Source organism: Amycolatopsis sp., assembly GCF_035276945.1.
Classification (GTDB): domain Bacteria; phylum Actinomycetota; class Actinomycetes; order Mycobacteriales; family Pseudonocardiaceae; genus Amycolatopsis_E.
On record NZ_DATELF010000086.1, the window covers coordinates 1 to 18,713 of the forward strand.

An 18,713-nucleotide genomic window follows, 5' to 3' on the forward strand; every position below is an offset into this window, starting at 1 on the left:
GTGGCGGGGCGGCCGGCGGCGGCGCGGCGGGCGGTATGCCGCTGATCGTCGGGATGCCGGCGAACTCCCGAACGGGCTGTCCGGACAGGTAGGAGTTCATGAAGGCCTGCCAGATGTAGCCCGGCTCTTCCCGGCCGTAGACGTCGTATCCGGTTTCCGGGCCGCGGCCGTTGTGGTAGTTGCCGTAGATCGGCGCGGGCTGTTTCTTGTTGCCGAACCACACCGCCGTGACGACCTGTGGTGTGTAGCCAACCATCCAGGCCTCGGAGTTGTGGCCGGAGTCGTTGAACTGCGCGGTGCCGGTCTTCGCGGCGTTCGGCCGGTTGCCGTCCAGGGCATCGCCGGAGTGGTCCGCGACGTCACGCAGGGACTCGGTGACCGTGCGCGCGATCGAGGCGTTCGTCGCCGGGTCCGGGCTGAACGCCGGGGTCGGCGCGGTGGTGAACGCGTACAACGGGTTTCCGGTCGCGTCGGTGACTTTGGTGACGAAGTGCACCGGAAGGTACATGCCGTTGCCGGCGAACGTGGCGTAACCCTGTGCCTGGTCGATCGGGCGGACGGGGTACTGGCCGAGCGCGATGCCGAGTTCGGTCACCCCGGTCCCGTTGCCGAGATCATCGGTCTGCTGCAGGGAGTCGAAAGTGGATCCCAGCGACGAGGTGATCCGCTTCGGAACACCGGCGTCCCATGCCGCCTGCCGCACGGCGTTCACCCCGGCCTGCGCGGCCATCCGGGAGAACACGGTGTTGACCGAGGCGGTCATGGCGTCCTTGACGGTGATCTGGGCCGCGCCCTCGCCGTCGGAGTTGTGCACGACCCGGCCGTCGATGGTCTGGTCGTCACTGCCGTCGTAGACCGCGTTCAGTCCGATGTGGACAGGATCCGCCCGCAGCCCCGCGGCCAGTACGTACGGTTTGAACGAGGAGCCCGGCTGCTGCGGGGTCTTGGCCAGGTCGTAGGAGGTGGACCCGTCGCCGCCGTAGTAGGCGACGATCGCGCCGGTGACCGGGTCGGCCGAGACCAGCGCGGCGGCCTCGTCCGGATACCCGGCGTCCGCCGCCGTGATCCTGCTCACCGCGGCCTCGGCGTCGTTCTGCGCGGCCGGGCTGATGCTGGTGTAGATCTTCGCGCCGGACTTCGAGAGCGTTTGCTCGGAAAAGCCCTTCTCGCTCAACTCCTCGAGCACCGCGGACACGATGTACTGGCGGTTGGGTGGGAGTCTGCCGGTGCCAGCCGCCACGTCCCTGGGTGCCGGGAACCGTGCGGAATCGTATTCCTGCTGCGTGATCCAGTGGTTGGCGAGCAGTTGCCGCATCACGTAGTCGTACCGCTGGTGCTGGTAGGCGGGATTGTTGGCCTGCGCGGGAAGTTGCACCATCCCGGCCAGCAACGCCGCCTGCTCGACGGTGAGATCGCCCACCTCGACACCGTAGAACGCCTGTGCCGCGGCCTGTACTCCGTAGGCGCCGCGACCGAAGTAGACGGTGTTCAGGTAGGCGGTGAGAATGTCCTCCTTGGTGTAGGTCTCGGTCATCTTGTACGAGGAGACCATTTCCACGAATTTACGGCCCAGCGTGTCCTGGTCGTTTCCGGTGGCGTTCTTGACGTATTCCTGCCCGATGGTGGAACCACCCCCGGTGCCCCCGCTCAGCCGGTTCCACACGGTACGGACGATGGCCTCGGTGTCGAATCCGGAGTTCGTCATGAAGGTCGCGTCCTCGGCGGCCATCTGCGCGTTCTTCATCACGGCGGGGATCTGGTCCCAGGTGACGAGCCGGTGGGTGTCCGCGCCTTCCTTGCGGTACAGCGGCGAACCGTCCGAATAGTACATGGTCACCGGCTGGTTCAGGTTCGCCAGCAACGCGTTCGGATCCGGCACATTAACCAGCTGGTACGCGATGACGAACGCGACGACCGGGCCGAGGAAGGCCAGCGCGAGCAGGACGTAGAAGGTGCGGCGAACCCGTCTCCAGATCACCTGCCGCCCGCGCCGCCCGTCATCGCCTTCGGTGACGGCACGGCGGTGGCGGCCGGTGCGCGGCGCACTTCGGTCGTTCAAAACGGGAGTCCTCCAGCGGCGGCTCAGATCGCGGCCACTGTAGCCGCCGTCACCGGCGGCGCCAAATCTGTCCACAGTGTACTTCGGTTGAACCGCGTTCCGTGAAGAATTCGCGGACTGCCACGCCGACTTCGGTTGTAATCACCGGGGGTTGGGGGTTTCGGGGCGGCGGTGTTGTGGACCATGATGACGCCGTCATTGCCGTGGGGGCCGTTGGTCGATGGGTGGTGAGAGCACTGGTGTCGGGCCGCTACGACGACGCGTTGCGGGCGGCGCGGGAGGGCGACGAGGACGGGTTCCGGGTGCTGTACCGGACCGTCCAACCTGGCCTGTTGCGCTATCTGCGGGTACTGGTGGGCGAGGACGCCGAGGACGTGGCTTCCGAAACCTGGCTGCAGGTCGCGCGAGACCTTGGGCGGTTCCGGGGTGATTTGGACGGGTTCCGCGGCTGGGTGGCCACCATCGGGCGGCACCGGGCGCTCGATCACCTGCGGCGCCAGCAGCGACGGCCGATCAGCGCGGACCAGGTGGAGAACCTGGGAGAACTGGCGGCCGGTGACGACACCGCCAGGGCGGCGGAGACGGCGATCGGCACCGAAGCGGCGCTGGCGCTGATCTCGACCCTGCCACGGGACCAGGCGGAAGCGGTCGTGCTGCGGGTGGTCATGGGCATGGACGCGACCGCGGCGGCGCGAGTGCTCGGCAAGCGGCCGGGCGCGGTACGGACCGCCGCTTACCGGGGTTTGCGGACGCTGGCCAAGCGCCTGGAACAGGGCGGCGGCACCTCCCCTGGCGGTGGTGTGACACATTTTGAGACCCCGGCGCTGAAGGAGGTGAGATGAGCGTGAACCGTTGCCGGCGTAGCGACCGGCGTGCCATGAACCGGATCCTCAACGATGATCCAGTCATCGTTGACCCGCTTCTGCACGACCTGCTCGCCGCCGCGGCCGCCCCACCGAGGGAGGCTGAACTCGCCGGTGAACAGGCGGCCGTAGCGGCATTCCGGGCCGCTCATGTCGCCCCTGTCCCTCGGCTACGGAGACTTTCGATGATCAAGACTGCGCTGGCGAACCTGCTCACGACCAAACTCGCGGTGGCTGGCGCCGCGGCCGCGGCCGTGACGGTCGGAGGCGTCGTGGCCGTGGCCGCGACCGGCGGCCTGCCGGGCGGTGGCTCCGGAGCCCCGTCGGCACCGTCGGCCGGCGCTTCGAGCGCGGCGAGCAGTTCGCAGGCCGAGTCCACGCAGGGCCGACCGGCGGACACCACAGGCACAGGCCGGCCCAGCGAGACCCCATCCCCCTCGCTGACCGGCCTGTGCCACGCCTACACCGCCGGTGCCGGCTCCGACCACGGCAAGGCACTGGAGAACCCGGCCTTCACGGTTCTCATCACCACCGCCGGCGGAAAGGACAAAGTGGACGGTTACTGCGCCGAACTCCTTGCCACGCCGTCCGATGCGGTCACCACGACGACGAAGAACGGCCACACCGAAATTCACGCGACCCAGGATCCCGAGGCGCACGCCCCCTCGATTCCGGCCCACCCCAGCCACTGAACCCCTGGACCGGCGGTGACCTGACTCCCCCTCGAAGTCACCGTCCGACGCGGGTGGCGGTTGCCCGCCCCTCCCCCCTGCCGGGCACCCGCCACCCGCGTCACATTCAGGCGAAGCGATGAGCGTCGTCCACGATGGCCGCCGCCGCCTTCTCCGCGACCATGGAGACTCCGGTGGCCAGGAAAAAACCGGGAATGCGGGGGAAGACGGACGCGTCGACGACCCGGAGACAATCCGTGCCGATCACGCGGAACCGGCTGTCCACCACGGCACCGGGATCGTCCGGCACGCCGATGCGCGCGGTGCCGCACGCGTGCTGCCCCCACGCCTCGTCACGCACGAAATCCCGGAGTTCCCCGGTGCCCTCGACGGCCGCGCCCGGCACGATCTCCTTGCGCACCACCAGTCTGGCGCGCCGCATGATCTCGCGCGCGAGTTCGATTCCCCGCACCACCGCGTCGAGATCGTCGCCACGCGAGTCGTCACCCTCTTCGAAGTACCGGAACGAGATCATGGGTGGGACGCGGGCGTCGACCGACCGGAGCTCGACCCGGCCCGCGCGGTTCGCCGTGTGCGCCTTGAGCACCGACCAGGTGAAGTACCGCCGGTTCCGCTCCAGTTCCGCGGCGAAGCCGGGGTAGTAGCCGCGAAAGTTCGCGGGCAGGCCCAACAGGAACAGGTCGGGCACGGCGAGCTTCGGCCGTGATTTCGCCGACAGGCCGATGGCCGCGCCGGTGGTGGTGTAGACGCCACAGCCCGCCGACCAGTCGGCCAGCCGCCGGTCGTACTGATCGGGGTACCGGGGCGGGGTGAACGTGGTGTCCTCCAGCGCCGCGAAGTCCTGGTTCAGTTCGTAGACCACCCCGGCCTCGTAACGGTCCTGCAGGTTCGCACCCACCCCCGGCCGGTCCACCCGAACATCGATGCCGTGGCGTTCCAGCTCCCGCCGCGGTCCTATGCCGGACAGCATCAGCAACTGGGGCGTGTTGAACGCGCCCGCCGCGAGCACCACCTCGCCGCGCACCTCGACCCGCTCGGTGGCCGGCGGCCACACCGGCAGCGGGGCGCGCGGGTCCGCGGTGGAGGCGTGCCGCTCGTCGACGAACTCGACTCCCCTGACGGTGGTCGTGCCGCTTTCGAACAGGATCCGTGTGACCAGGCATCCGGTCCGGACGGTCAGGCGGTTCGGGAACAACGTCTCCGCCCGCTCGACCAGCTCCCGCGTGCCGGACCGGCGGCCATGCGCGGTGGCCAGCGGGATCCGCCACAGCCCCTCGCAGGCCGCGCCACCCGTCCGCCAGTCGTTCGGATCGGGATGGGTGCCGAGCCCTTCGAACGCGGTGAGCGGCCTGCCGAGCGCTTCGGCCAGGGTGTCCTTCGCGGCGGCCAGCACGAGCCGGACCAGCCGCGGGTCGCGCAGGGCCTGCTCCGGATCGGCAAGCGACGTGCTCAGCCAGCCGTCGAAACCGTGCCGGCTCCGGTTGACCAGCCGGCCGGGCAACGGGAGGCGTTCCAGGACGGCGGCCAGCCCGGGGTTCTTCGGCAGCCACCGGGGCCGCCGGACATAGGAACACCGTTCCAGTAACTGAAACCACCATCTCATTCTCGTGGCGTTCCACGAGCTGTCACCGGTGAGCGCGGCGATGTCGTCCCAGTCCTGGTCGTGCGGGCACAACGTGATCATCGCGTTGTTCGCGGTGCAGCCGCCCAGTGACGACGCCCGCGGGTACCACACGCCGTCCTGCCGCGCAACGTACTTGCTGTCGCGCCACTGCCGCTCGTCATCGGTCCAGTGCCGGACGTAGAAGTCCCACCGCAGGTCGGGGTCTTCGGTGGCGAAGGCATGGAAGGCGGGCACCTCGTAGATGGGACCCCCCTCGCGGCCCCCCGCCTCCAGCAGCAGTACCTCGAACCCCGCCTCGGCCAGCCGCGCGGCGACCGGACCACCACCCGCGCCCGAGCCGATGACGACGTAGTCGAACTCAGCGTTCATCGATCCCCAATCGGCCCTCCCCTCGCGGCAGCGAGTCTGGCACTGCCCCGTCACCGCGGGCCTCACCCGGAACCGGTGAATGGCGCCGGCGACGGTCCGGGCTCATGCTGGCCTGATGAACACTCAGCTGCGCGGCGTCAGCCTCCCCGCGCGGGTGGCGGCGAGCACGGAAGAAGTAGGCTTCGACGAGCTGGCACTGGCCGCGCGCAATCACGGTATGCCGCTGGAAGCACTGCGTTACGACCTGACTCCGCCGGGACTGCACTACACCCTCATTCATTACGACATTCCGCAACCGGATATCCGGAACTGGCGATTGTCGGTCACCGGCCGGGTCAAAGAACCGGCGACCTTTTCCCTTGACGAACTACGCACCATGCCGTCACGGACCGTGCGGGTCACCATGGAATGCGCGGGAAACGGGCGGGCGTTGCTGCGGCCCCGGCCGGTGAGCCAGCCGTGGCTGGTGGAGGCGGTGGGCACGGCGGAATGGACGGGGGTGCCGCTTCGCGCGGTGCTGGCCGAATGCGGAATCGGACACGACGTGATCGAGGCCGTGTTCACCGGGGCCGACCACGGTGTGGAACGGGGCGTCGAACAGGACTACCGGCGTGGACTGGCGCTGGACGAGGCGCGCCGCGAGGAGGTGTTGCTCGCCTACCAGATGAACGGCGCTCCCCTGCCGCCGCAGCACGGTTACCCCTTGCGGCTGATCGTGCCCGGCTGGTACGGCATGGCCCAGGTCAAATGGTTGCGCGAAATCGAGCTCGTGAACTCGCCGTTCACCGGGTTCCAGAACACGGTCGCCTACCGGGCCCGGCGGCGTCCGGACGAGCCCGGCGAACCGGTCACGCGGATCGCGGTCCGCGCGCTGATCAACCCGCCGGGGATGCCCGACTTCATGTCACGCACCAGGATCGTCCGGCCCGGCCCGCTGCGGCTCGCCGGCCGGGCGTGGTCAGGCCGGGCGCCCGTCACCCGGGTCGACGTCAGCACCGACGGCTGCCGAACCTGGGCGGAAGCCGACCTGGACATCGCCACCGGGCACGTCTGGGCGTGGCGCGAGTGGATATTCGACTGGGAGGCCACGCCCGGCGATCACGTTCTCGCCGCCCGCGCCACCGACGCCGACGGCAACACCCAGCCGGTGCACCAGGCGTGGAACCGTGGCGGCTTCGCCAACAACCTGGTGCATCGCGTGCACGTCGCCTGCCTGCCTTGACGCGCCGGCGTCATTCGTGCGAGCGGAACCAGGGGCGGTGCAGGTCGAGATAGGTGACGTCGTCGAAAAGGGACATTTCCTCGTCGACGATGCGGGCCGCTTCGGGCGGCAGGTCCTGCCGCTCGGCCTCGCGCGCGGCGGCCTCCGTGGTGAAGGCGACCGTCTCGGTGAGGAAACCGTCGTCGTCGATGGCGATGGTGGCGCCCATGATGTCCGGACGGTAGCGCGAAATCACGTCCGTGGACTGTTCGGCCAGCGCCCGGGCCCGCGCCCGGTCCCGCACATGGCCCTGGATGATCTGCACGAACCCCGCCTCGTCGGAGCCGCCGCCGAGCAGCAGCGTCACGTCACGGCAGTCGTGGAACGTCGTCTCGCCGGTCAGGTGACGGGTCATTTCCTCCCACCACCGGGCCTGTTCCGGGCGCTGGCTGTTCCGGCGAGCGGCCTCTTCGGACTCGAAGCGCACCGCCGCCACCAGGGTTCCGTCGTCGGTGATCCCATAGGTGCCGCCGAGCCAGCCGACCGCACCGGGTTCGAGTTCACGATGCCAGCGGTCCATGGTTTCCCGGACGGCTTCGGGGTCACGAACCTTGGCCTGGATGAATTGCATGAACATGGCGACGCTCCCGATCGGGTCGCCTTCCGACGGCCTTCCGTTGGAAGGCGATCATGACTACTCCAGCGTATTTCACGATACGACCCACCTGGCCGGACCGTCGAGGCGCGCACGGTGATCCGTTGTGGACTCGCCGCCGGCGGGCGCCCGCGCGCGAGGAATGGCGGACTCGGACGCACCGAGTGTGGAACTCGCGCGCGGAGAGTGTGGGACTCGCGAGCCCGGTCCGGTGTTACCGGAGGGTTCGTTCCACCTGCGGTGACGTGGTCAACGTGGACTACGAGGAGGTCGCCGCCGCGCACGCCCCCGTCACGCTCGAACGCCAGGGCACAGGACTGGGTCGGGTTCCTCCAAACGGACCTGCGGGACGCCGAACGAGTGCTGACTCAGCCTTCTTCGTTGGCGAGTTCCGCGAGGGTGCGGCGGCGGGCCTCCAGGTCGGCGAGCAGACCGTCGAGGAGGTTCACGGCCCCTTCCGGGTGCCCTGCCCGGATCTCGCCGAGAATCTCCCGTGCGGTGCCGGCCAGCAGTTCTGGCCAGGCCTCCCACGGCTGCTCGCCGGCCGCCCATCCTTGGTCCACGTTGCCCTCGCTCGTCAGTCCCTCGTGCCGGGTACCCACCCCTGGCCCGCTCATGCCCCGATCTCGACCTGGTGGACCAGGCGGGGCCGGTCCGGGCAGGCCGTAGGCCTGGCGGGACGCGATGCCGAACGCTACGAGGTCGACCACCCTGAACGTGATCAGCCGGTTCGGCGGGGTCGTGGCGATCTTCACTTCGACCGTGTCGGTTCCCGGCCGAAGCCACGGGCCGACCTGGGTCGCCTTCCCTCGCCCAGCCTGGCCTCCGCGGCTGCCCATGCCGGCTCGCGACCCGAGGGAGCGTACCGGCGCGGCGGCTGGGTTTCGCGGACCAGGGCGCGCATCGCGGCGAGGTCCGGCAGATCCACGCCGAGGGCACGCCCCTGCACGAGCACGTTGCCGAGCGCGGCCGCCTCGACCGGCCCCGCCAGCACCGGCACGCCGCAGGCGTCGGCGGTCAACCGGCACAGTAGTTCGTTGCGCGCACCGCCGCCGACCACGTGCACCACGTCGACGGGGCGCCCGGTGATCTCCGCCGCCTGCCGGACCGTGCGCCGGTAGGCCAGCGCCAGACTGTCCACAATGCACCGGACGGTTTCGGCCGGGCTGGTGGGTGGGCGCTGACCGGTGGCCACGCACGCCGCCTCGATGCGGGCGGGCATGTCGCCGGGAGCGAGGAACTCCGGCGCGTCGATGTCCACCACCGTCGCGAGCGGCGGAACGGCCGCGGCCTCGCCGAGGACGGTCGCGAGGTCGACGGGACGGCCTCGCGCGGCCCAGACGCGCAGGGTTTCGCTGAGCACCCATAACCCCATCACGTTGCGCAGGAACCGGATCTTGCCGTCCACACCGCCTTCATTGGTGAAGTTCGCCGCGAACGCGGCGTCGCTCAGCTCCGGCTCGTCGAGTTCGAGCCCGACGAGCGACCAGGTGCCCGAGGAGATGTAGGCGAAGCCGGTCCCCGGCTCGGCCGGGACGGCGACCACCGCCGACGCTGTGTCGTGCGAGCCGACGGCGACCACCGGCAGTTCCGGCAAGGCCAGTTCGGCGGCCAGCTCGGGGATCAGGGTGCCGATGACCGCACCGGGATCGCGCAACCCGGGAAGCAGCCGCGGCGGAATGCCGGCACGCTCCGCGAGCCCGGTCGCCCAGGTTCGCGCGCGCACGTCGTAGAGCTGCGTGGTCGACGCATTGGTGCGCTCCGCACCGGCCCGGCCGGTCAGCCAGTAGCCGAGCAGATCCGGGATCAGCAGCATCCGCTCGGCCGCGGCCAGCCTGTCCTTTTCGGACACCAACTGGTAGAGCGTGTTGAACGGCAGCTCCTGCAATCCCGTGACCTCGTACAGCTCGCGCGGCGGCACCCTCCCGTGCACCAACTCGGGCACCCCGGCGGTCCGCGAATCACGATGGTGCACCGGGTTTCCGAGCAAGGCACCGGTGGCGTCGAGCAGTCCATAGTCGACCGCCCAGGAATCGATGCCGGCACCGTCCAGCGCGGCTCCCCGGTGAGCCGACTGGATGCCGGCCAGTGTCTCGCGATGAAGGCCGAGGATGTCCCAGTACAAGGTAGTCCCGGCTCGCACCCCGCCGTTGGGGAACCGGTGCACCTCCTCGACCGCCAGGTGGCCAGGGCCCACCGAGCCGGCCATCACGCGCCCGCTGGTGGCGCCCAAATCGACCGCCGCTACGCGCATCATCGGCATCATCGGAGGAACGCCGCGGCCACGCCCGCGTCGACCGGCACGTGCAATCCGGTGGTGTGCGTCAGTTCGCCACTGGTGAGCGCGAACACCGCGGCGGCCACGTGCTCGGGCAGCACCTCACGCTTGAGGATGGTGCGTTGGGCGTAGAACGCGCCCAGTTCCTCTTCCTCGACCCCGTAGACGGCGGCCCGCCGCGCGCCCCAGCCACCGGCGAAGATCCCGGAACCGCGCACCACCCCGTCGGGGTTGACGCCGTTGACCCGGATGCCGTGCCCGCCGAGTTCGGCCGCCAGCAACCGGACCTGGTGCGCCTGGTCGGCCTTCGCCGCGCCGTAGGCGACGTTGTCGGGTCCCGCGAACACGGAGTTCTTCGACGAGATGTAGACGATGTCGCCGCCCATCCCCTGCGCGATCATCGCCTTCGTGGTGGCGCGGGAGACCAGGAACGACCCCTTGGCCATCACGTCGTGCTGCAGGTCCCAGTCCTTTTCGGTGGTTTCCAGCAGCGGCTTGGAGATCGACAGGCCGGCGTTGTTCACCACGAGGTCGATGCCGCCGAACGCGAGCACGGTCGCGTCCACGCACGCTTGGACGGCGTCGGCGTCGGTCACGTTCGCGGCGACCGCGACAGCGGTGTCAGCGTTGCCGATGCCCGCGGCGACTTCGGCGGCCGCGTCGGCGTCGAGGTCGGCGATCGCGACGCAGGCGCCCTCGTCCGCCAGCCGTTCGGCGATGGCCTTGCCGATGCCCGAACCAGCCCCGGTGACCAGCGCGATCCGGCCGGCGAGGGGCTTGGGCTTCGGCCGGCGCCGGAGCTTGGCCTCTTCCAGGGCCCAGTACTCAATGCGGAACTTCTCACTTTCCGGGATCGGCGCGTAGGTCGACACCGCCTCCGCGCCGCGCATCACGTTGATGGCGTTGACGTAGAACTCGCCCGCCACGCGCGCGGTCTGCTTGTCCTTGCCGAAGGAGAACATGCCCACCCCTGGCACGAGCACGATCGCGGGGTCGGCGCCACGCATCGGCGGACTGCCGGGCGTGGCGTGCCGCTCGTAGTAGGCACGGTATTCCGTGCGGTACTCCGCGTGCAGTTCCTTCAACCGGGCCACGACATCGTCGAAAGGCGCGGTGGCGGGCAGGTCGAGGACCAGCGGGCGGACCTTGGTGCGCAGGAAGTGGTCGGGGCACGAGGTGCCCAGCGCGGCCAGCGGACCGAGCTTCTGGCGGGACAGGAAGTCGAGCACCACGTCGCTGTCGGTGTAGTGGCCGACCTGCCGCTGGTCCGTCGAGGCCAGCCCGCGGACGACCGGTGCGAGCGCGGCCGCGCGGGCGTGCCGTTCGGCCTCGGGCAGCGGTTCGAACCCGGGAACCACCGCGCCGAACGGTTCCGCGATCCCCCGCTCAATGAGGAACTTCTCGGCGGTGCGAATGATCTCCAGCGAGTTGCGCCGGCACTCCTGAGAGGTCTCACCCCACGCGGTGATGCCGTGCCCGCCGAGGATCACGCCGATCGCCCGCGGGTGGGCCCGCCTGATCGCCGCGATGTCCAGGCCGAGCTGGAACCCGGGGCGCCGCCAGTCCACCCAGGCCACCCGGTCGCCGAAGCATTCCTTGGTCAGCGCCGGGCCGTCGGCGGCGGTCGCCAGCGCGATGCCGGAGTCCGGGTGCAGGTGGTCGACGTGAGCCGCCTCGACCAGCCCGTGCATGGCCGTGTCGATCGACGGCGCGGCACCGCCACGGCCGTGGAGGCAGTAGTCGAACGCGGCGACCATCTCGTCCTCGCGCTCGACGCCGGGGTAGACGTCGAGCAGCGCGCGCAGCCGGTCCAGCCGCAGCACGGCGAGCCCGGCCTCGGTGAGCGTGCCGAGGTCTCCCCCGGATCCCTTGACCCACAACAGTTCCGTCGGCTTCCCGGTGACCGGGTCGGGCGCACTGCCCTTCGCCGAGGTGTTGCCACCCGCGTAGTTGGTGTTGCGCGGATCGGAGCCCAGTTCGTTGCTGCGCGCGATGAGTTCGGCCACCTGGTCAGTCATGGTCGCCCCTCCGTAGGTTTGCGCCCGACCGCGCGCTGTGATCGGCTTGGTGGCCGCGGTTCGACATGGCGGATGTCACGTTCAAGCACCCCACCCGGCCTGCCGGCCGTCGGCTCGTCCGGTCTCGATCCGTTGCTGGTATCCGCTGCGGTGGTAGGCGGCCACCGGGTCCGGGTCCAGGCCCATCTCGGTGCGCAGTTCGGCCAGCAGAGGCCGGACGTCGGTGTTGAACGCGTCCATGAGGACCGCGTTGGCGCCGAGAACGTCGCCGCCGCGCTGCGCGGCGTGCAGGGCGTCCCGGTCGACCAGCAGCGCCTTCGCGGTCGCCTCCTGGACGTTGAGCACCGAGCGGATCACCGCCGGGATCTTCGGCTCGATGTTGTGGCACTGGTCGAGCATGAAGCTGATGCCGTAACCCGGGTCGAGCGCTTCTCCCCGCACGATCTCGTACATGATGCGGAACAGCTGGAACGGGTCCGCGGCACCGGCCATCAGGTCGTCGTCGGCGTAGAACCGCGAGTTGAAGTCGAACGCGCCCAGCTTCTTCCGCCGCAGCAGGAACGCCACGATGACCTCGATGTTGGTGCCCGGCGCGTGATGCCCGGTGTCGATGCACACTGTCGCTTTGGGACCCAGCTCGGCGCAGTGCGCGTATGCGGTACCCCAGTCCGGAACGTCCGTGGCGTAGAAGGCGGGCTCGAACAGCTTGTACTCCAGCAGTATCCGCTGGCCGTCGCCGAGCCGGTCGTAGGTCTCGCGCAGGGCCGCGGCCAGCCGGTCCTGCCGGTCGCGCAGGTCGTCCTGACCGGGATAGTTGAGGCCGTCGGAGAACCAGAGCTTGAGGTCCCGGGAGCCGGTGGCGTCCATGATGGAGATCGCCTCGAGCAGGTGCCCGGTCGCCTTGCGCCGGATCCCGGGATCCGGGTTGGTCACCGAGCCGAGCTTGTAGTCGTCGTCCTGGAACACGTTCGTGTTGATCGCGCCGATCTTGACCCCGAGGTCCTCGGCATGGCGGGCCAGCGCGCCGTAGTCGTCGACCCGGTCCCACGGGATGTGCAGGGCGACGCTCCGCGCCACCCCGGTGAACCGGTTGACGGTGGCGGCGTCCTCGATCTTCTCCTCGGGAGTGCGCGGGACGCCCTTCTGCGCGAATACCTTGAAGCGAGTCCCGGAGTTCCCATACGCCCACGAAGGCGTCTCGATCCACTGCGCCCACAGGGCTTGTTTCACGGCCGCTATATCTGGCAAGTCGATCACATCTCTCTTGTCAACGAATAGTCGCGACATCCGGTTTCGCCCGGCGGTGCGGCGCAGCCGAACACGCAGGCCGACCCGAACGCGCCCACCGAACTTGGTCTGCAACCGCGTCATCCACCGCAGGGCCTCACGACGCTCACCGGCTCCGAACAGGAAACCCAGGCTTGCCACGGCTTTCGAGCGCGGCAACGTCACGTTCCGCTCGATCGACAGGTCCATGACCAGGTCCTGCTGGCGACGGTCCCCAGGCACCAAAGCCATCCCCGCGCGCGGCGAGTTCGGCTTGAGTTCCTTGCCGTGCAGGCGAACCACGCCCGCGTCCCGTTCGTCCACGCCGAAGACCGCCTGCGCCACTTCGGACCGGCCCGACCCGACCAAGCCGGCGAAGGCGACGAATTCCCCCGCGCGGACGGAAAAGGACACGTCATGGAAGACACCGTCACGGCTCAGGCCCTCGACCTCGAGGACGACTTCGCCCGGCGTCACGTCCTGGTTGGGAAACAGCGCGTCGAGCTCGCGGCCGACCATGCGACGCACCGTCTCGTCGACCGTGGGGTCCTCGATCGGATCGGTGGACACGTGCCTGCCGTCGCGCAGGATCGTCACGCGCTGGCAGCGTTCGGTAATCTCCTCGAAGCGGTGCGAGATGAACATGATCGCCGCGCCCTCGTCCCGCAGCGCCCTGACGACGGCGAACAGGCGCCAAACCTCGGCCAGGGCCAGCGCGGCGGTGGGCTCGTCCATGATCAGCACGCGCGCGTCCGCGCTCAGCGACTTGGCGATCTCGACGATCTGCTGGTCGGCGATGGACAGGCCGCGGGCGGGCCGCCCCGGGTCGACACGCACGCCGAGCCGGGCGAACGGCTTCTCCGCCTCGGCCCGGATCGCGCCCCGGTCGATCATGCCGAGCCGGCGCCGCGGGTGACGGCCCATCACGATGTTCTCGGCCACCGACAGGTCGGGGAACAGCGTGGGCTCGTGGTAGATCACCGCGATCCCGGCCGCCTTCGCGTCCGCGGGCGAACCGAATTCGACCCCCCGCCCGTCCACCACGAGCGCGCCGGTGCCGGGCCGGTGGACCCCGGCGAGCATCTTGACGATGGTCGACTTGCCCGCGCGGTTCTCCCCGACGAGCGCAGGCGCCTCACCGGGGTAAAGCGGGAAGGAGACCCCGGCGACCGCGGCCACGACCCCGAACGACCTGGTGACGCCACGAACCTCCAGCAGGAGTGCTGGGCCCCGGTCGTGTCGCTCCATCGCGACCTCCGGATTGAAAGGTTTCATAAAGTCGCGCTCTGACACTACTATCTCGCCGAGCGTGAAGTCAACGATCGACTGGAGTCGTCGGCCGGAGCGAAATCTCGATCATTCCTGCCGGACAGCGCTCATGTTCCCGACGTTCTAACCCACGGGTGTGTTCAAGTCATGCCGAGCGTCGGCCAAGAGGAGCCCCGCGCCACGGGCATCAAAGACGCCGCCACGGCCGCGGGCGTGTTGCTTGGCACAGTGTCCACCGTGCCCGACGTCCACCGTGCCCGACGTCCACCGTGCCCGACCGGCCCGGCCGGGTCAGCCCGGCCTGGCCGGTCGAAGCGGTCTACCCGCCGCCGAATTTAGCGGCCCTCCGGGGTTTCGTCGGCAGTCGGCGCGAATTCCCACCATGCCAACGGCAGCCAGTCGCCACCGACGAACGCGTCGACCGACGCTCCCCCGCCGCGAATGATCACCGGCGTACCCGCCGGATAGGTCTTGCCCGAAAGCCCGGCCACGGCAACGAGCAGGACGCCCTTCCGTTGTGCCATTTCCTTGTTCTCTTCCTGCCAGTGGTGAATAAGCAACCCGCGCCGCCGCACCACGTCATGTTGCGCTTACCTTACAGGGACTTGACTGCTGTCCTAAGTGGGCGAAACATGAGTTCCGCCACGCACGGCGAAACAGCGACGGCCGCGGACGCCGGTAGAGGTTACGCCGTCGTCCACGATAATGCGACCGTGCCGTTCGCCGCGCGCCGGAGGAATGATCACCAATCCCTGATCGGAGGTGCTGGCGGTGAAGGCAGTCGTATACAAGGAACCGTTCAAGGTCGCCGTGGAGGAGGTCCCCGATCCGCGGATGGAACACCCGAACGACGTGATCGTACGGGTGACCTCCACGGCCATCTGCGGATCCGATCTGCACATGTACGAAGGCCGTACGGCGGCCGAGCCGGGCATCGTGTTCGGCCACGAGAACATGGGCATCGTCGAGGAGGTCGGCGACGGGGTCACCTCGATCCGGCAGGGCGACCGGGTGGTGATGCCGTTCAATGTCGCTTGTGGATTCTGCAAGAACTGCGTGGCCGGCTATACCGGTTTCTGCCTGACGGTGAACCCGGGCTTCGCCGGTGGGGCCTACGGCTACGTGGCCATGGGGCCCTTCATCGGCGGCCAGGCGGAGCGCCTGCGCGTGCCCTACGCCGATTTCAACTGCCTCAAGCTCCCGCCGGGCGACGAGCACGAGACCGACTTCATCCTGCTGGCCGACATCTTCCCCACCGGCTACCACGGCTGCGAACTGGCACAGGTATCGCCGGGCGAAAGCGTGGCGGTGTACGGTGGCGGGCCGGTCGGCCTGATGGCGGCCTACTCGGCGCTGCTGCGCGGAGCGTCGAAGGTCTTCGTGGTGGATCGCGTCGCCGAGCGGCTGCAGAAGGCGGAACAGATCGGCGCGATTCCGATCAACTTCACCGAGCGCAACCCCGCCGAGCAGATCAAGGAGCAGACCGGCGGCGAGGGCCCCGACAAGGGTGTGGACGCGGTCGGATACCAGGCGCAGGCACACACCGAGGAACGCGAGGAACCGGCGATCGTGCTGAACTCCCTCATCGACACGGTTCGCCCGACCGCCATGCTCGGTATCCCCGGCCTGTACGTACCGGCCGACCCCGGCGCGCCCGACGAAAGCGCCAAGCGCGGGCAGCTCCTGGTTTCCGTCGGCAGGGCGTTCGAAAAGGGCCTGCGGCTGGGCACCGGGCAGTGCAACGTCAAGCGGTACAACCGGCAACTGCGCGACCTGATCATCGAGGACCGGGCGAAGCCGAGCTTCGTGGTCTCGCACGAGCTACCGCTGGACCAGGCGCCCATGGCCTACGAGAAGTTCGACAAGCGGGTCGAGGGCTACACCAAGGTCATCCTGCACCCGCAGGGGTGACCCCTGGATAGCCCGGTAAGGACAGCGGCCCGATGTGACGCGACGTTGGGCCGCTGCCATCCCGGACACGACCGTCGGTAGCAGCCCCTGTCCGAACGGGAGCGGCGGGACCGCTCAGAACGGCGTCGAGTCACCGTGATCGACGCGGGCGCGTTGTCCTCCACAGCGTTGTCCTCCACAGCGTTGTCCTCCGCATAGGAGGCGAAGCCCGCCACGTCGTCGAACGGGAAGCCGTACGCCTTGCCGTCGACGGTGTTCGCGGGTAACGCCCTGGCGTAGTGGTTGGTCACCGGGTCCAGGTAGAAAAGCGCGGGATCCGTCACGGGGCTTCCCGAGTCACTGTGGGTGAACTCAATCCCGGCAGCCCGACGGGGGCTTCGCGTCGACTTCGGCAACAGCGGCACCACCTCGTCCTGCTTCGTCACCTGGAACGGCCATCGCCCGATGGTCCATTAGGTTCTCGATACTCCTACCGTGCCGATACCGGTATTCGACCGCCGCCGAGAAACTTGCCGACAACCCATGCAGCCTGAAAGGTGATGCGTACGACTGGACTGCAGGACCGACCGTATATGTCATTATACAGTATGTGAACTTGACGCTCACGCCGCGAGACCACTTGTCCCGGCATTCCGCAAAATGGTTCAGTCGATGTCACTTACTGCATGTTGCTTCGTTGATGAGCTACGATGCCTGCCGTCACTCGAAAACGTCCTGGACCCGCTTTTTCCTCGACATCCACCCAGCCAGATCATCGCCAAGAGCACGGCCGCGCCCAGATACCCGGCCACCAGCACCGCGGCGCCGCCGCTGATGGGCGGCAACAGCATCGCGGACACGGCGCTGATCACCACCAGCGGACGGCGCGCACGGTCCGACCGCAGGCTCGCGGCAAGCGGCACGATCGCCCACAGCAGGTACCACGGCTGCACCACCGGCCCGGTTGCCAGCATCACCGCGAAGACGAGACCAAGCCCGGTCAACGGGTTCCACCGGCCGCGAAATATCGCCCACACCATGCCCGCACCGGCGATCGCCCCCAGCACCGCGCCGACCCGGACGGTCACCGAGATCGCCGCCGACGTGATGTCGGCGCCGGCCAGCGCGCCGAGCCCACCGACGAGAAAACCGAGTTGATTGGTCGGCGCCAGCCAGCTGTGCACCTGAGCCGACGCGCCGAGCGTGCCCAGCCAGCCCCAGCCCAGGCTGGTCACCGCGGAAATCACCACGGACAGCACGACGAACCCGACGAACACGCCGAGCATCACCAGGGCGCCACGACCGGCCGTACGACCCCATCGACGCGCCAACGCGGCACCGAGACAGCAGACCGCCGCCCCGGCCACGATCTTGATGTTCGCCGCGACCGTCAGCAGCACGAATCCGCTGACGAGCCGGGACGGCCCGGACAGGCCACCGAGCGCGATCTCCATCCCGGCCAGCACCAGACCCACCATCAGCCCGTCATTGTGCGCTCCGGCCACCACATGCCACAGCACCAACGGATTCAGCAGCCCCAGCCACACCGCGATACCCGGCGACACCCCCATCCGGCGCGCCAGCCGCGGCAACGCCCACGCGATCAGCGTGACACCAGCGAGCTCGACCAAGCGATTCAGCAGCAAGGTCAAAAGCAGGTCCTGACCTGCGATACGAGCGATCGCGCGCGAGATCGCGATCCACACCGGTCCATAAGGCGCGGGCGTGTCCTGCCAATAGTGACTGACCTCCTGCGCCACCGGCGAACTCGCGCCCAACGCCGCCATCGGACCAAGCCGGTACGGATCCAGTCCCTGGGCGGCGATCACCCCCTGCGCCAGGTAGGACCGCACATCACCACTGAACAGCGGGCGCGCGAACAGCAACGGCAGACACCACGCGACCGCGATCCAGTACAGCCCGCGCACAGGGATTTCCGCCGCCCGCCGCCCCAAACCCAGCCAGGCCAGCACGACCACGCCCATGCCGGTCAGCCCGACCGTCAACAGCACCACCGAAGGCCCCGGAAAGCCCGATGTAGCCAGCACGAGCACGGCGACACCCACGAAACCCGCGACCGACGCGGACCAAGTCGTCACCGGAAGCCGGACAGACATCCCCACACCCCGAGCCTGTCAGATTCTGTTACGGCGAAGATCAGGGCGATCCCTGATCTTTTCCTGAAGTAGCCGTCGATGACCAGCGCGCCAACTGCCGGTCCACATCCACAGTGGACGGTTCCCGCGCGGGCCGCCACGAGCGGATCCGCGCAGGACCCAACCGCTCGATGAGGAGGCGATGGCAAGGTGAGTGACAGGCGCCGGAACGGGGAATCCGTCTGCCGGACAAGCCGGACCAGGAGGTTGACGTGGACACCGGAAAGAACACCGCCGGTCAGGGTGGAGCCGTCGCGGACCTGACGTGGGAGCGATGGCCGGACGGGCTGCGCGCCCAGGCACAACGAGTGATCGCACAGTGGCGGACCGGACGTCCGGGAGAGGCTGTGGAACTCGTCGACGAACTCATCGC

At 69.0% G+C, this 18,713-nt stretch carries 14 protein-coding genes and 1 pseudogene; 4 read left to right on the top strand and 11 right to left on the bottom strand.

Going from position 1 to position 18,713, the window contains the following annotated elements; translation table 11 throughout:
* A partial coding sequence (locus VJT49_RS14630) for a transglycosylase domain-containing protein (protein ID WP_324165345.1) occupies positions 1-2,059 on the bottom strand: 2,059 nt, incomplete at its 3' end.
* Positions 2,060-2,283: 224 nt separating this feature from the next.
* On the opposite strand from VJT49_RS14630, the gene VJT49_RS14635 reads away from it, so the two are divergent.
* Complete coding sequence (locus tag VJT49_RS14635; protein WP_324165346.1) at positions 2,284-2,901, top strand: RNA polymerase sigma factor; 618 nt, start codon at positions 2,284-2,286, stop codon at positions 2,899-2,901.
* 206 nt (positions 2,902-3,107) lie between these two features.
* Complete coding sequence (locus VJT49_RS14640; RefSeq protein ID WP_324165347.1) at positions 3,108-3,614, top strand: hypothetical protein; 507 nt, start codon at positions 3,108-3,110, stop codon at positions 3,612-3,614.
* Between the two features lie 106 nt (positions 3,615-3,720).
* On the opposite strand, the gene VJT49_RS14645 is transcribed toward VJT49_RS14640, so the two are convergent.
* Positions 3,721-5,607, bottom strand: a complete 1,887-nt coding sequence (locus VJT49_RS14645; RefSeq protein WP_324165348.1) for a GMC family oxidoreductase — start codon at positions 5,605-5,607, stop codon at positions 3,721-3,723.
* 115 nt (positions 5,608-5,722) lie between these two features.
* Between VJT49_RS14645 and VJT49_RS14650 the strand changes: the two genes are divergently transcribed.
* Positions 5,723-6,829, top strand: a complete 1,107-nt coding sequence (locus VJT49_RS14650) for a sulfite oxidase (RefSeq protein ID WP_324165349.1) — start codon at positions 5,723-5,725, stop codon at positions 6,827-6,829.
* Positions 6,830-6,839: 10 nt separating this feature from the next.
* On the opposite strand, the gene VJT49_RS14655 is transcribed toward VJT49_RS14650, so the two are convergent.
* The 7 genes and pseudogenes from VJT49_RS14655 to VJT49_RS14685 form a co-directional block, all read right to left on the bottom strand.
* On the bottom strand, positions 6,840-7,445 hold the full coding sequence (locus VJT49_RS14655) for a hypothetical protein (protein ID WP_324165350.1): 606 nt from the start codon (positions 7,443-7,445) through the stop codon (positions 6,840-6,842).
* A 386-nt stretch (positions 7,446-7,831) separates the two neighbouring features.
* A complete protein-coding gene (locus VJT49_RS14660; RefSeq protein WP_324165351.1) occupies positions 7,832-8,218 on the bottom strand; it encodes a hypothetical protein in 387 nt (128 codons plus the stop codon).
* Positions 8,215-9,717 (bottom strand): rhamnulokinase family protein, encoded by a 1,503-nt coding sequence (locus tag VJT49_RS14665; RefSeq protein WP_324165356.1) that lies wholly within the window; start codon positions 9,715-9,717, stop codon positions 8,215-8,217. Before VJT49_RS14665 ends, VJT49_RS14660 begins: the two co-directional genes overlap by 4 nt.
* Before the next feature lie 8 nt (positions 9,718-9,725).
* Positions 9,726-11,759, bottom strand: coding sequence for a bifunctional aldolase/short-chain dehydrogenase (locus tag VJT49_RS14670; protein ID WP_324165352.1), 2,034 nt, complete (start codon positions 11,757-11,759; stop codon positions 9,726-9,728).
* Positions 11,760-11,840: 81 nt separating this feature from the next.
* Positions 11,841-13,046: an L-rhamnose isomerase gene (gene rhaI / locus VJT49_RS14675; RefSeq protein WP_414635961.1), complete on the bottom strand. Its 1,206-nt coding sequence runs from the start codon at positions 13,044-13,046 to the stop codon at positions 11,841-11,843.
* A gap of 84 nt (positions 13,047-13,130) precedes the next feature.
* Positions 13,131-14,300 (bottom strand): annotated as a pseudogene (locus tag VJT49_RS14680) (sugar ABC transporter ATP-binding protein); the annotation flags it as partial.
* A 329-nt stretch (positions 14,301-14,629) separates the two neighbouring features.
* On the bottom strand, positions 14,630-14,869 hold the full coding sequence (locus VJT49_RS14685; protein ID WP_324165353.1) for a hypothetical protein: 240 nt from the start codon (positions 14,867-14,869) through the stop codon (positions 14,630-14,632).
* A 196-nt stretch (positions 14,870-15,065) separates the two neighbouring features.
* Here VJT49_RS14685 and VJT49_RS14690 point away from each other — a divergent pair, with 196 nt between their 5' ends.
* Entirely contained in the window at positions 15,066-16,205 is a 1,140-nt protein-coding gene (locus VJT49_RS14690; protein ID WP_324165354.1) for a glutathione-independent formaldehyde dehydrogenase, read from the top strand.
* On the opposite strand, the gene VJT49_RS35245 is transcribed toward VJT49_RS14690, so the two are convergent.
* Positions 16,172-16,528 (bottom strand): beta-1,3-glucanase family protein, encoded by a 357-nt coding sequence (locus VJT49_RS35245; RefSeq protein ID WP_414635960.1) that lies wholly within the window; start codon positions 16,526-16,528, stop codon positions 16,172-16,174. The genes VJT49_RS14690 and VJT49_RS35245 overlap by 34 nt on opposite strands.
* 321 nt (positions 16,529-16,849) lie before the next feature.
* A complete protein-coding gene (gene mptB, locus VJT49_RS14700; protein WP_324165355.1) occupies positions 16,850-18,301 on the bottom strand; it encodes a polyprenol phosphomannose-dependent alpha 1,6 mannosyltransferase MptB in 1,452 nt (483 codons plus the stop codon).
* Positions 18,302-18,713 lie beyond the last annotated feature (412 nt).